This window comes from Pseudoalteromonas sp. SS15 (assembly GCF_049257195.1).
Lineage (GTDB): Bacteria > Pseudomonadota > Gammaproteobacteria > Enterobacterales > Alteromonadaceae > Pseudoalteromonas.
This window is the reverse complement of sequence record NZ_JBMMUD010000001.1, coordinates 792,907-806,570: the sequence shown is the minus strand read 5'-3', so window position 1 is coordinate 806,570 and position 13,664 is coordinate 792,907. Positions and strand designations below refer to the sequence as shown.

Genomic DNA, 13,664 nt, shown 5'->3' with positions numbered 1-13,664 from the left:
ACTTAGGCTTTTCATGATGCCCCGTTAGTGGGCATCACTTTTATTCACTTTATCGCTAAACCCATGACATTTCTTGCTGACTCTAGTATTCATATCCTAAATTTATTGATTAGGGGCCACTATGTATGGGTATTGGGATCAGAAAAACACTTTCAGCACTGGCATTATTACCTGTTTTTGCTCAGGCAAATACAACATTTAATGCTAATGATATCTTTGCATTAGAGTATGCAAATGACCCACAAATTTCGCCAAATGGTAAGCAAGTCGTTTATGTCAGAAATTCAAATGACATAATGAAAGACAGTACACGCCGTAATTTGTGGTTAGTAGACGTAAAAAGTGGTGAGCAAACGCCGTTATTTTCAAATGAAAACCAATACCTTCACCCAAGATGGTCGCCAGATGGCAAGAAAATCGCTTTCATCAGCAATGTTTCTGGTAGCTACCAAGTGCATGTGCATTACCTAAAGCAAAATCGCACAGCTCTACTAAGCCAACTTCAATCAAGTGTGAGTAATTTAACTTGGTCTCCTGATGGCAAGTGGCTTGCCTTTAGTCAGCAAATCAATGAAAAACCTTCGGTGATTGCGAAAATGCCAGCTAAGCCAAAAGGTGCGACATGGTCAGAGCCTGCAATTGTTATTGATAAAGCCTATTATCAAGCTGATGGCAGAGGATTAGTTAAACCGGGCTTCCGTCAAATATTTATTTTACCGAGTGATGGCGGCACTCCGCGTCAACTGACGTCAGGCAACTTTCACCATGGTGGCCAGCTTACTTGGCACAGTAACTCAAAAGAAATTGTATTCTCAGCGAATAGAATTAAAGATTGGGAATACAAGCGTTTAGAAGGTGATTTATTCAGTGTCGATTTAAAGGGCAAGTTAACTCAACTTACCACTCAACCTGGTCGAGAGCATTCTCCGAGTTTTTCAAGAGATGGTAAAAAACTCGCTTTCTTAAGCGCATCTGGAGAGTTGAATCCTTATCGTAATCACAAACTGAATATCATGGATTGGTCTGATAAAGAGTTTGAAATGGTAGGCAAAGATTTTGACCGCTCCATCCAAAATCCAACTTGGATCAGCAATTCAAGATTAGCAATTGCATACGATGACTTCGGTAAACGCAAGCTTGCTGCGATTTCTTTGAGTGGCAATATTAAAGACCTAGCCGACAGCTTATCTGGCACAACACTGGGTAGACCTTATATTAGCGGCCAATTTAGTGCGAATTACTCAGGTAAAATTGCCTTTACCCATGGCACAGCGCAAAGACCTGCGAATGTAGCAATAGCATCGACTAAAGGGAATACCAAACAGTTAACTTCGTTAAACGAAGATTTACTTGCTCATAAAACACTTGGTGAGGTGCATGAAGTTAATTACAAGTCTTCATTTGATGGTGAAAAAATCCAAGGTTGGTATATCACGCCTCCTAATTTTGACCCTAAGAAAAAGTATCCGCTACTGATTGAAATTCATGGCGGACCGCATTTAGCCTATGGCCCACATTTTTCGGCTGAGTTACAGCGTTATGCTGCACAAGGCTACGTAGTATTTTACGATAACCACCGTGGAAGTAGCTCTTACGGCGAGCGTTTCGCTATGTTGTTAAAGTATAAATACAGCTCGAAGGAAGATTTTGCCGATCACAATTCCGGCGTTGATGCCATGATAGCTAAAGGCTTTATCGATAAAGACAACCTATTTATTGCTGGTGGGTCAGCTGGGGGCATTGCAACGGCTTACGCGATTGGTCTAACAGACAGATTTAATGCCGCTGTTGTTGTTAAACCAGTAATTAACTGGCTCAGTAAAGTGCTGACCGCGGATAGTGGTTTAGTACAAATACCAACACAATTTCCGGGTATGCCTTGGGAGCATGTTGAACATTACTGGCAACGCTCTCCGTTATCGTTAGTCGGCAATGTAACAACACCAACTATGTTGATGACGGGCGAAGAAGACTTACGAACGCCGATGGCAGAAACCGAGCAATATTATCAAGCGTTGAAACTTCGTAAAGTTGATACGGTGTTGGTGAAAATACCAGGTGCGCCACATGGTATTGCCGGAAAACCATCGCGAATGGTGAGTAAAATTGAGCATACCCTTGCTTGGTTTGAGAAGTACAAAAAGTAGAGCAATTCGATATGGTGTGGTTAAGTTGATTTCAATTTAACCACACACAACCAAATTGCGGCCAGATTGCTTTGCCTTATACATAAGCTGGTCGACTCGAGTGAGTAAGGTTGTAAAGTTATCGTCTCTCTTAAATTGTGTTACACCAAAACTGGCAGAAAGGGACTTTTTGTTTGGAAATTTAATGGTATTTAATGCATTTTTGATGTGTTGAGCGATATTGCAAGCATCGGTCAATGATACGTTATTGACCACTATAAGAAACTCTTCACCTCCCCAGCGACCATATTGTGCGTAACTAGGTAAAAATTTTCTCATAGCATCTGCTGTGGCCATAAGTATTTCGTCGCCATAGTTATGCCCAAATGCGTCATTGACTCTTTTGAAATGATCTAAATCGAATAGCATAATTGAAAAAGGCAAACCAGTATTTGCTGTGTCATTTATCAATTCGCGTAAAGAGGCATTAATTTTTCTTCGATTATATAATTTAGTTAACTCATCAGTGATAGCTTGTCGTTCTAACTCTTTTGCTTGGTTAAACTCTTCAGTAATATCTTGAATAAGGCCGACTGTTCGTAGTGGTTGTCCAATACTATTTGTAAAGGTATGACTAAAATGCTTAAAGTGGCGTTTTATTTGTGTATCGTCTAAAAATGTATGAACAATCGCTGGGTGCTCAACGTCTTCGAGTTGAATTAATTTTGTTTCAAGTGCCAAGTGTTGCGCTGGATCGATAAGGCTAACAAATTGATTCCATTTAAGCTTGCAAGATGCTTGTGTCAAACCCAGCATGGTAAGCAGTTCAGGAGAGAGGCATACGTCATAGGTGAGGTGATTGAGTTTCCAAGTGCCTACTTTTGCGACTTGCTGTATTTTAGATAAGGTAAACTGCTCAAACTGCCTTTCTCTGAGGTCTTTTTTAAGTTGGTGATTCTCCATCTCAAGATTGAGTTGATGCAGGTTTAAACTTGGCTCAATACGCGTCATGTTTATTTCTTTAACTTAATCCAAGCTTCATCTCTGCCAGTTTGGTTCCTTCTAATCTAGCTTTTATCTTCTGATATGCGACTTCTCGGGCAGTTGATATATCGTCTGCGAAAGGAGAAAAGCCACAGTCATCTGTAGAGCCTAACTGCTCCACAGGGATATATTTAGCAGCGGTGAGTAATAATTCACATATCGATTCAGGTGTTTCTATTTCTGTGCTGATAGGATTGGTCACGCCTATAAAAACTCTTTGCTCTGGTTTGATGACATTTCCGAGTAAATAGAGCGCTTTTTCTGGCTCTTTTTCACCTCTGATTGCCACATAAAAGTTACCCGCATTGATTTCAAATAATGTGGGCAGTAAATATTTGTAGTCTACCTCGGCACTGTGTGTTGAATCGATATCGGCACCAGGGCAAGTGTGAATACCGATACGAGCAATTTCTTCTTGATTGAAATGTGAAAGGCACTTGTTGATTAAATCGACAAATGAATTAAGTAGCTCACCTGAGGGGTCTAACTTCAGAGATAATCTTGCTTCTGTGAAGTCAATCTGCACTTTGTGCGCCCCAAGCTCTAAACAGCGTTTCACTTCACCTACGTGTTGATGAACTAAGTCTTCTATGAATTGTTGATGGTTGTAACCTTTTAAGCCTGTATTTGGATAGACTAAACTAAGCATTGAAGGAGAGATCACAGCCTGTTTGACAGGGACATTTGCGTGTTTTATTGCAAACTGTAAAAACTCATCTGCGGTATGCTCGTATTTAAATGGTGCAGTTTTGAGGTGTGGCGCAAATACGCGAGAATGGCCATCCGAAAAATCAACTAATAAACCTTCGGATTCATAGCAACAAGAGTTGTGTAAACAGTAATGCGCAAAGCCATCAAACTTTCGTTGTTCGCCATCACTGATCACTTCACAGCCTAAAGCCTCTAAATCTTTCATGACTTGGACTGTTTCTGATTCGGCGATATCGCAGAGTGCAGCATAACTAAGCTCGCCAATTTTAAACGATTTATACGCACTTATCAGCTCAGCATTTCTTGGTATTGAGCCTATCTGCTCTGAAGGAATAAACCGTTTTTTCATCTATGACCCCAAAAACATGTAGTAAAAAGTGGGCGTGTAATTTTTGTGTAGTTAAACATCAACACTATTAACTTAAATCTAGATTAATGCTTAAAAACTTCCAGTTTTCCGAAGAGTTTTATACTTGATGGTTTTTTGTTGTTATTAAGTTGATAATTGGGCTGGTGGTATCGCCGTATGAGTTTTTTCATAATATTCAAAAATAGAGTGCATTTTTATTAATATTTAAACATTTTCTTAACCTTGAGCTTGATTTGTAAATATTTTGCAATTAACTTTAACAAATAGATTATTTAGTTTAAGGGATTAAAAAATGTTACATGGATTTAGAGTGATATTGTTAATTGGTGTGTTTTTAGCGATAGCGGGTTCTGTGCAATCAGGTGATTGGCGATATTCTGTCTGGATTGTTGTTGCTCTTTCAGCTGTGCTCTTGATGAGCTTTAAATTACCAAAAAGCGAAAATGAAGAGTTAGGTGAGCGATCAGACACAAAAACAGATTCGTTTGTTTTATTGCTATCTCCAGCTTCATATTTTTCAGATAAGTACGATTCTAAAGCAACAAATTCTTCTCTTCGTAGTAAACGCTTTAAATATTAAAATAGATTCCAACCAACAGTAAGTAAACAAAGCCTGGGTAAATGCTCAGGCTTTTTCTATTTAACTCACTTCTAAGAGTTCAATCAGAGTTTCTGTCAATTTCGGCATTTACATTATGGTTCAGGCATCGATTTAATAAAAAATAGCTTTCGGTAAGAATTGTATAAAATCTCAAATATCAGTAAGTTGAGTGCAAATTTATGTATCCCTAAAAATTAAATTTAAATCTTTTTAATTTTTTCTCTTGAAAACTGTTTAGCAGACCTTATCTCTTATTGTGAAGACGCCTTACAGGGTCTTTATTAAATTAACACTATGATTTTATTAGGTAATCTTGCTCATTTGAGGAGATGCCAACAGACTATCGCTTTAAGAGGATATTATTATGCGTACAGTAGATTTATCACCACTTTATCGTTCATTCATTGGTTTTGATCACTTAGCTCAACTTATGGATAACGCTAGTCGTAATGCAAAGCAATCAAGCTTTCCCCCATACAATATTGAACTTTTAGGTGAAGACAAATATCAAATCACCATGGCTGTGGCAGGGTTTGTAGAGTCAGAGCTTCAAATTGAAACTGAGAAAAACACCCTAACAGTGAAAGGGTTAAAAGAAACTAAATCGGTTGATGGAGAGCGTACCTTTATTCATCAGGGTATCGCTGAAAGAAATTTCGAACACAAATTTCAATTGGGCGACCATGTAAAAGTACGTGGTGCATCTCTAGAGAATGGTTTATTAAACATTGCCTTAGAGCGTGAGATACCAGAAGCAGATAAGCCACGCACTATTGCAATAAATAGCGCTAAGCAAGAGCTGCTAAAAAGCGCATAAAGCATTCAATTCATTTTAACGTCTCCCAATCAGCGGCTTACATAGATAAGCCGCTTTTTTGTATCATATACCCTCGCTTTTTAATTCATTGCTACACTTTGAATATGAAAGCTAAGAATCTTTTCTTATACCAACCCTCTTAATTAAGCGATCTATTTTGAGGCAAGAAAAATTGTCGATAGCACCGCTCACGCGTCCTGCTATCGCTGAGGTACCTACATCCATGTAGGCAAGGCGAAAATTTTGCTATTTAGTTGTTCTAAATGAGAAATTTTCAACGAAACTAGCGTCAGTTTTAGTCCCTCAAAATGATTGAGTATTATTGAGGGTTGGTATTGTAAAGCCTTTGACGTAACTAAAGGTGTATTTTGGAGGTAGCATGGCAAGTTATGAGGGTAATGACTTTTACTGTGATCTAGCATTAAGCGGCAAAGTAGAGCTAGATGTGGTATTTGAGGATCAACATGTACTCGCTTTTCATCATACTCAGCCTCATTGGCCTGTACATATTGTGGTTATCCCCAAACAACATATTCCTTCATTTACTGACTTAGGAGGTCATAGTTCAGAACAACTGTTTCATCTTATGATGGTTGTACAAGAGCTGGCAGGTAAAGTTGAAAAAGAATATGGTGCAGCACGCGTGCTCACTAACCTGGGTGACTATCAGGATAGTAAGCACTTGCATTTCCATGTTAACTTTGGCGAGCCGAAACTTAACTAGCTTGCTTGGGAAACTTGTTTAAAATTTTCTAGCTCATCAAGTAACTCGAGCACCTCAGGCTCAACACCAGAAATGTTTTGATGGCGCTTCAGACCAGTTTCAATGGTTTCTGATAATTGTTTTAGTTTAGGCACACCTGTGTAGCAGCAAGCGCCATGAAACTTATGAATGACCGAAAGCAGGAGTGCGAAATCTTCATTTTCAAGTGCTTGATTTATCTGTTGGTGCGTGTCGTTTAGGCTATCTAATAGCATGTTTAACATTTCAATGGCCAAATCGGGTTTACCACCGGCATGACGAAGGGCTAAAGACCAATCGAGTAAATGACTTTCAAAAGGGGCTGGGCTCGGTTCAATCTCTTCGGCTTTGATCTTTGTTGTCGAACTCACCGCTGAACTGCTGTAATCACAAATCGTTTGCTTCAGCATATCTTCATCGATAGGTTTAGTTAAGTAACCACTAAAGCCATCTTTTAATAACTGATCTTTTTCGCCACTTAATGCGTGTGCGGTCACAGCGATAATAGGGGTATCTTCATTGAGTGATGAATCCAAGATGGTTTTACATGCAGTGATGCCATCCATAATGGGCATTTGAATGTCCATGAAGATCAAATCATATTTATGAGTTTTACACAGTGCCACAGCTTGTGCACCATTGTGCGCAGTATCTATGCCTTCGATTTGTTCTGATAAAAGTGTAGAAAGTAGTTTTAAATTGGCATCATTATCATCAGCGATGAGCGCTTTTAAAGGCAATATAGGTTGGTCATGTTCATCGGTTGACACATCTGGATGATCTAAGCGGTATGGGGCTGCTAACATTTCGCACAGTTTACGGTAATGCAACGGTTTACTCGCACAGGCATCTGCGCCACTACCTACTAATGATTCTCGCATATTATGCGAAATTGTACTGACCATGAGGTATAAATAATCAGCGAGTGGACGCGCTTGGGAAATGTAATTCTTAAGCACAGGCATCTGTTCAACATCAGCGGTGTTACCAATTAAACAGATGTCATAACTGAAGTCTTTTTCAAGGGCCTGGTAGAAAGTTTCTTCAGTCAAACAAGGTGTTACTTGCATTTTCCATTCATTCAATTGGGCTAATATTGCATAGTGAGTATGTTCTTGAGGTTCAAAGAATAAAATACGCTTATTCTCAAGGCTATAAGTTGGTAAGTCGTTGTTAAATGCTCGTTGAGGTAGCTCAAAGATGGCATTAAAGGTAAAGCAAGTACCTTGGCCAGGGGCTGAGTTTAAACTAATGCTACCACGCATGGCCTCAACTATATGCTTAGTAATAATAAGGCCAAGACCGGTACCACCAAATTTACGGGTAATGCTTGAGTCAGCTTGGCCAAACGGTGTGAATAACGCATCTTGCTTTTCTGCTGCAATGCCCACACCAGTGTCACTTACAGACACTAATAAAGAAGCATTGGTTTGTTTGATTACACGGTGAGTGATATCAATTTTAACCGCGCCTTTTTCAGTAAACTTGATGGCGTTACTTATTAAATTAATAAGCACCTGTTTCAATCGAGTGGGGTCACCGACTAAGTTTTCAGGTACATGCGGGTGAATAGAAATCGACAGCTCAAGCTTTTTATCATATGCGCTTGGCGCTAATAATGTCATCACTTCGCTGATCACTTCTCGTAACTGAAAGTGGATACTTTCTAATTCCATTGCGCCAGCTTCTAGTTTAGAGAAATCTAAGATGTCGCTGATAATGGTCATGAGGCTATTGGCTGAAAGCTCAATAGTGTCTAAGTATTCTTTTTGGTGTTTATTTAGCGGCGTTTTATAAAGCTGTCTTGTGAAACCAATTACCCCATTTAACGGAGTTCGTAACTCATGACTCATTTTTGCTAAAAAATCTGATTTAACTCGGTTGGCATCTTGGGCTTCTTTTTTGGCAATATTGAGCTGAATATTCTGAGTTTCGTACTGCTCGAGTGTCTCTCGGTAGTCACTGGTAGCTTGGTCAATATGCTTTTGCATTTCGTCACGTTGGTTTGCCATGGCGCCGTTGATGGTGTGCAACCCTTGACGGAGTAACTCGAACTCACCTTGCATCGGAGTTTGAAGGCCAATATCTTGCTTACCTTCGACCAGTTTGTCTGTGGCTAACAGTAATTGAGACAGTGGTGAAACCAATACTTTACTGATCCGCAACGACAAAATGCCACTCAAAATTAATGCAATCACGATGATACTAATACTCATAATAAGCGTTTGTTGCTGCGCAATAATCGCTTTATCTTTGCTAACCTCAATAACTAATAAAGCCAGCGGCGCGGCATGGGCATCTTGCCATTGTTCTGAGGGTTGAGAATTAAATTTAACAGGGGTGAAAAATATAAATGTATCGTCTCTTTTCACCATATCAGTATGATGAAGTGTTTTAATGTCGTTAGAGAAGTTTAAGTTACTAAAATGTTCATGATAATTGCTGGTCAGTAGTAGTTCTTTTTCAACATCAAAAACAGCAATGCTTTTGATAAGCGGAGAATGTTTGTTGTGTGCAGTACTGACTATACGCTTAAGCTGTGCTCTATCTTCACGCAGAACAGGTTGCTCTAATGCGATTGCCAATGGCTCTGAAATACTACTTCCACGTTGGAAGAGAATTTCTTCAAGCTCAACATAACGATTTACTGTAAAATATCCCCCAAGAATTAAACCAATCAGCATGGTAGGGATTAAAGTTAGAACGAGAATGCTATCGCGCAGGCCTAATCTGGTCATGAATGAACTATTTCTTATTAATATTCTAGCTTTAAGAGTATCGACTTAGACACGGGTTGGCAAACATTAAGGGGCATTCGTATGGCACAGATATTTCGTGCTAAAAAAACGTCAAATAAAGGCAAAGTACTGACTTTGAATGTAAAGTCACTTGATCATCAAGGTCGAGGTGTTGCAAATCACAATGGTAAGGTATGTTTTATTGACGGTGCATTACCAAACGAACAAGTAAAAGCGCAAATTCTCGATGAGAAGTCAAAGCTCATAGAGGCTAAGCAAGTCAAAGTACTTACACCGAGTGAAGAGCGTGTCGCACCTTTTTGTCAGCATTATGGCGTATGCGGCGGGTGTCAGTTACAACATTTAAAAGTAGACAGTCAAATCACTTATAAACAGCAAGCCGTCAGTAAACTATTTGAAAAGTTTGCAAAAGAAACCCACTTATCATGGCAACCAGCTATCACCAGTGATGATAATCATTACCGTCGCTCTGCCCGTATTGCTTGTATTGCAGACAAAAAAACCAAGCAATTCAAATTGGGTTTTAGAGCGCAAAAAAGTAAACAAATAGTAGAAGTAGAAAGTTGCCCAGTTTTAAATGTTGCTTTTAAAGAACTATTCACTCAACTAAGACTTGTTATAACAGATAATGCCAAGCTTCATTCAATTAGTCATGTGCAGCTTTGTGAAGCGGATAACGGTGTATTTGTACTAATCAGGCATACCAAAGCCATTGATGACAATACGAAGCAGGTATTCACTACAGCGTTAAGCGACTCAGGTGTGCAAGTTCTGTGGGATGATGGCAAAACGCCTGTGGCATACGAACAGCTTCCAAATTATCGAGTTGATGGTGTTGAGTTTACTTTTCAACTTAATAACTTCATTCAAGTTAACGGCGAAGTAAATGAGAAAATGCTGATGCAATCACTAGATTGGTTAGCGCTCAACGAACAAGACACCGTATTAGACTTGTTTTGCGGTATTGGTAACTTTTCATTGCTTGCAGCAAAACATGCCAAAAAAGTTGTTGGTGTTGAAGGAGTTGATAGTTCAGTACAAAGAGCAAAAGCAAATGCAGCACAAAATCAGCTTGAGAATGTGTCTTTTGAATGTTTTGACCTGACTGATGATATCTCAAGTGCTAAGTGGTTCAATAAACAAGCCAATGTATTGATTTTAGACCCATCTCGGACCGGTGCTTATGACGTATTGAAGCAATTACCACTTAAGCAGTTCGAAAAAATCCTCTATGTATCGTGTGATCCGGTGACTTTAGCGAGAGATAGTGCTTTAGTACTTGAAGCTGGCTTCACAATCAGTAAAGTGGGACTTATGAATATGTTTCCTCACACGGGGCATATAGAGACAATGGCGTTGTTCCAAAGGAGGTAATGCAGATGGTTGCAACCCGCCAATCACATCAAACTCATTTACCAGCCGATTTTTCGGCTCGGCTAGATCTTCTGAATCTGTCAGACGATAAACTCTCATATTTAGACCGAGCCCATGCTTTATGTCCCTCTGATGTGAATGCAACGACCTTGAATAAAGCCGTTGAGATGGTGGAAATCCTTGCTGAGTTGAATTTTGACCCTGAATCTTTGGCATCCGCTTATTTAACGCCTTATTTTCTTGAAGGGTTAATCAGTTTTGATGATGTAAAAGAAGAACTCGGCGACAACGTTGCTTTGCTTTTACAGGGCGTTGAGCAAATGGCGACGATCAGCACCTTGGCACATCAGGGGAAAGGTCATGTACAGATCGATAACATCCGTCGCATGTTATTGGCCATGGTTGAAGATGTTCGTGCAGTTGTTATTAAATTAGCCGAACAAATTTGTCATTTACGTGAAGTAAAAAATGCCGATGAAGAAGAGCGTGTTGTGACTGCTAAAGCGACCGCTAATATTTTCGCACCATTGGCTAATCGTTTAGGTATAGGCCAGCTGAAGTGGGAGCTTGAGGACTTATCGTTCCGCTATCTTCATCCAGATACCTACAAGCGTATTGCAAAACAGTTGTCTGATAAGCGTTTAGACCGTGAATCCTATATGGAAAACATGGTGAACCTAGTATCTAGTAAGCTTGCCGAAGCCGGCGTAAAAGCGCAGGTTTATGGGCGTCCCAAGCACATTTACAGCATCTATAAAAAGATGTCGCAAAAGAACTATGAATTTGATCAGCTTTTCGATATTCGCGCTATGCGCATTGTAGTGGATGAAATTCAAGACTGTTATGCCGCGCTAGGTATTGTGCATACTAGTTGGCGTCATCTTCCAAAAGAGTTTGATGACTACGTTGCCACACCAAAACAAAACGGTTACCAGTCTATACATACCGTGGTGTTTGGTCCTGAAGGTAAAACAGTCGAGATCCAAATTCGTACTGAAGAAATGCACCAAGATGCTGAGCTTGGCGTTGCGGCCCACTGGATGTATAAAGAAGGCGCTTTACCTGGGCGAGGCTCAGGTTATGAACAAAAAATAAGCTGGTTACGCAAGCTACTTCAATGGCAAGAAGAAGTTGTTGATGGCAGTGACTTAGCCGATGAACTGAAAAACCAAGTGGTTGAAGACAGGGTTTACGTGTTCACTCCTAAAGGCGATATTTTTGACTTGCCACTCGGTGCGACGCCACTGGACTTTGCTTATTACATTCACTCTAATGTCGGCCACCGTTGTGTGGGTGCTAAAGTGTTTGGCAAAATAGTCCCGTTTACCTATAAGCTAAAAACTGGCGATCAGGTTGAGATCTTAACCCAGAAAAATCCAGCGCCAAGTCGTGACTGGTTAAGCCCAAGCTTAGGTTATATTTTCTCGTCTCGTGCTCGCAGTAAAATCCATCACTGGTTTAAGCAACAAGACAGAGATAAAAACCTACAAGCGGGTAAAGAGATGCTAGATTCGCATTTATCGAAACTAGATCTAACCTATAAAGACTTAGAGCCTGCGGTTGAGCGTTTTAACTTTAGAGAGCTTGACGACTTGATGGTCGCATTGGGGGCGGGCGATGTTCGCATTAACCAATTCCTAAACTTTATCCAAGCCAAACCTGAGCCTGAAGATACGCTTAAGATTACTTCTCGTAAAAAGGTGAAAGGCGATAAAAACGGCATTGTGGTCGATGGTGTGGGTAGCTTACTTAGCCATGTAGCTAAATGTTGTCAGCCAGTTCCGGGCGATGAAATTGTTGGTTATATCACTCAAGGTCGTGGCATTGCTGTGCACCGTAGTGATTGTGAGTCGTTTGCGCACATTTGTGAGCAACATCCTGAGCGCGAAATTGCTGTCAGTTGGTCTGATGATATAAAGTCTTCTTATGCGCTGAATTTACGTATTGAAGCTCAGGACAGACAAGGCCTTATTCGTGATATTAGTTCAGTGTTGGCCAATGAAAAAGTGAATGTTTTAAATATGAACTTGCAAACTAACTATGAGCAAAATACCGCAGTATTTTTAATGCAAATAGAAGTTTCTAATCTGTCTTCGATGAACCGCTTGATCACTAAGTTGGTTCAAATTGATGGCGTATTTGAAGCAAAGCGACAGCATTAATTGCTAAAAATATCAATTTAATAAAGTCGGCATTTGCCGACTTTATTGTTTTAAAAATAAGTGTTTAAAAAATGAATCAAACTGAAATCGATAAATTACTCAACATCATGCAAACACTTCGTGATCCCGAAAAGGGCTGCGATTGGGATAAAGCCCAAACATTCAAAACCATCGTGCCACATACCTTAGAAGAAGCCTATGAAGTGGCTGATGCCATAGAGCGCGATAATATGGTTGACCTTAAAGATGAGTTGGGTGATTTATTGTTCCAAGTTATTTTTTACGCGCAAATGGCCAAAGAGCAGGGCCTGTTTGATTTCAACGAGGTGGTTGAGGGTTTAAACAATAAGCTAGTTCGCAGGCACCCTCATGTATTTTCAGAGCAAAAAACATTAACTGATGAAGAGCTCGAGCAACAATGGCAGGCGATTAAAGATAGAGAAAAAGCCGCAAAGCCGAATTCATCTGAACAACCCCTATGGCATGATATTCCGAAAGTACTTCCTGCATTAACGCGTGCCAAAAAAGTACAAAAGCGCGCGGCAAACCTCGGCTTTGATTGGCCAGATTACCATGGAGCGCTTGAAAAAGTATCTGAGGAAGTCGCTGAAGTGAGCGAAGCACTTGCAGAAAACCCTCAGTCCGAACACTCGGCTGAAGAAATTGGTGATTTACTGTTTGCGACAGTCAATGTAGCTCGCCATGCCAAACACGACCCCGAACAAATACTGAGAAACGCGACAGATAAATTTGTTGGCAGATTTGCCCAAGTTGAAGCCCTACTTAAACAGCAGGGGAAAAGGCTTGAGTCGTCAAGCCTAGAAGAAATGGATGAGGCTTGGGAGCTGGTGAAGAAAAGAGCGAAACAATAAGACGGTATCAGGCAAACAATAAAGACGATTTTTTGAGGTCTTACTTGTCATTATTTAAAGCGCTTACGCTAAATTTTTGTGGATTG

Annotated in this window: 10 protein-coding genes; 7 read left to right on the top strand and 3 right to left on the bottom strand. The window is 40.1% G+C overall.

Annotated elements, in window-relative coordinates; all coding sequences use genetic code 11:
• The first annotated feature begins 125 nt into the window (after positions 1 to 125).
• On the top strand, positions 126 to 2,147 hold the full coding sequence (locus AAEU28_RS03525) for a S9 family peptidase (RefSeq protein ID WP_421962963.1): 2,022 nt from the start codon (positions 126 to 128) through the stop codon (positions 2,145 to 2,147).
• A 36-nt stretch (positions 2,148 to 2,183) separates the two neighbouring features.
• Here AAEU28_RS03525 and AAEU28_RS03520 read toward each other — a convergent pair whose 3' ends face one another.
• Both AAEU28_RS03520 and AAEU28_RS03515 read right to left on the bottom strand, forming a co-directional pair.
• A complete protein-coding gene (locus tag AAEU28_RS03520) occupies positions 2,184 to 3,137 on the bottom strand; it encodes a GGDEF domain-containing protein (RefSeq protein WP_421962962.1) in 954 nt (317 codons plus the stop codon).
• 10 nt (positions 3,138 to 3,147) lie between these two features.
• The gene (locus AAEU28_RS03515) at positions 3,148 to 4,230 is read right to left on the bottom strand and encodes a 5-methyltetrahydropteroyltriglutamate--homocysteine methyltransferase (RefSeq protein ID WP_421962961.1); all 1,083 of its coding nucleotides are present in this window, start codon (positions 4,228 to 4,230) and stop codon (positions 3,148 to 3,150) included.
• A 313-nt stretch (positions 4,231 to 4,543) separates the two neighbouring features.
• Between AAEU28_RS03515 and AAEU28_RS03510 the strand changes: the two genes are divergently transcribed.
• The 3 genes from AAEU28_RS03510 to AAEU28_RS03500 all read left to right on the top strand — a co-directional run bounded on the left by AAEU28_RS03510 (position 4,544) and on the right by AAEU28_RS03500 (position 6,393).
• On the top strand, positions 4,544 to 4,831 hold the full coding sequence (locus tag AAEU28_RS03510) for a hypothetical protein (protein ID WP_390441151.1): 288 nt from the start codon (positions 4,544 to 4,546) through the stop codon (positions 4,829 to 4,831).
• A 385-nt stretch (positions 4,832 to 5,216) separates the two neighbouring features.
• Entirely contained in the window at positions 5,217 to 5,669 is a 453-nt protein-coding gene (locus AAEU28_RS03505) for an Hsp20 family protein (RefSeq protein WP_421962960.1), read from the top strand.
• A gap of 379 nt (positions 5,670 to 6,048) precedes the next feature.
• Positions 6,049 to 6,393: an HIT family protein gene (locus tag AAEU28_RS03500; RefSeq protein WP_421962959.1), complete on the top strand. Its 345-nt coding sequence runs from the start codon at positions 6,049 to 6,051 to the stop codon at positions 6,391 to 6,393.
• Here the strand turns inward: AAEU28_RS03500 and barA are convergent.
• Positions 6,390 to 9,149 (bottom strand): two-component sensor histidine kinase BarA, encoded by a 2,760-nt coding sequence (barA, locus tag AAEU28_RS03495; protein ID WP_421962958.1) that lies wholly within the window; start codon positions 9,147 to 9,149, stop codon positions 6,390 to 6,392. The two genes, AAEU28_RS03500 and barA, sit on opposite strands and share 4 nt — an antisense overlap.
• 81 nt (positions 9,150 to 9,230) lie before the next feature.
• On the opposite strand from barA, the gene rlmD reads away from it, so the two are divergent.
• The 3 genes from rlmD (at position 9,231) to mazG (ending at position 13,578) form a co-directional block, all read left to right on the top strand.
• Positions 9,231 to 10,544 (top strand): 23S rRNA (uracil(1939)-C(5))-methyltransferase RlmD, encoded by a 1,314-nt coding sequence (gene rlmD, locus AAEU28_RS03490; RefSeq protein ID WP_421962957.1) that lies wholly within the window; start codon positions 9,231 to 9,233, stop codon positions 10,542 to 10,544.
• 5 nt (positions 10,545 to 10,549) lie between these two features.
• Positions 10,550 to 12,706, top strand: a complete 2,157-nt coding sequence (relA, locus tag AAEU28_RS03485; RefSeq protein WP_421962956.1) for a GTP diphosphokinase — start codon at positions 10,550 to 10,552, stop codon at positions 12,704 to 12,706.
• 71 nt (positions 12,707 to 12,777) lie between these two features.
• Complete coding sequence (gene mazG / locus AAEU28_RS03480; RefSeq protein ID WP_421962955.1) at positions 12,778 to 13,578, top strand: nucleoside triphosphate pyrophosphohydrolase; 801 nt, start codon at positions 12,778 to 12,780, stop codon at positions 13,576 to 13,578.
• Positions 13,579 to 13,664: the final 86 nt, after the last annotated feature.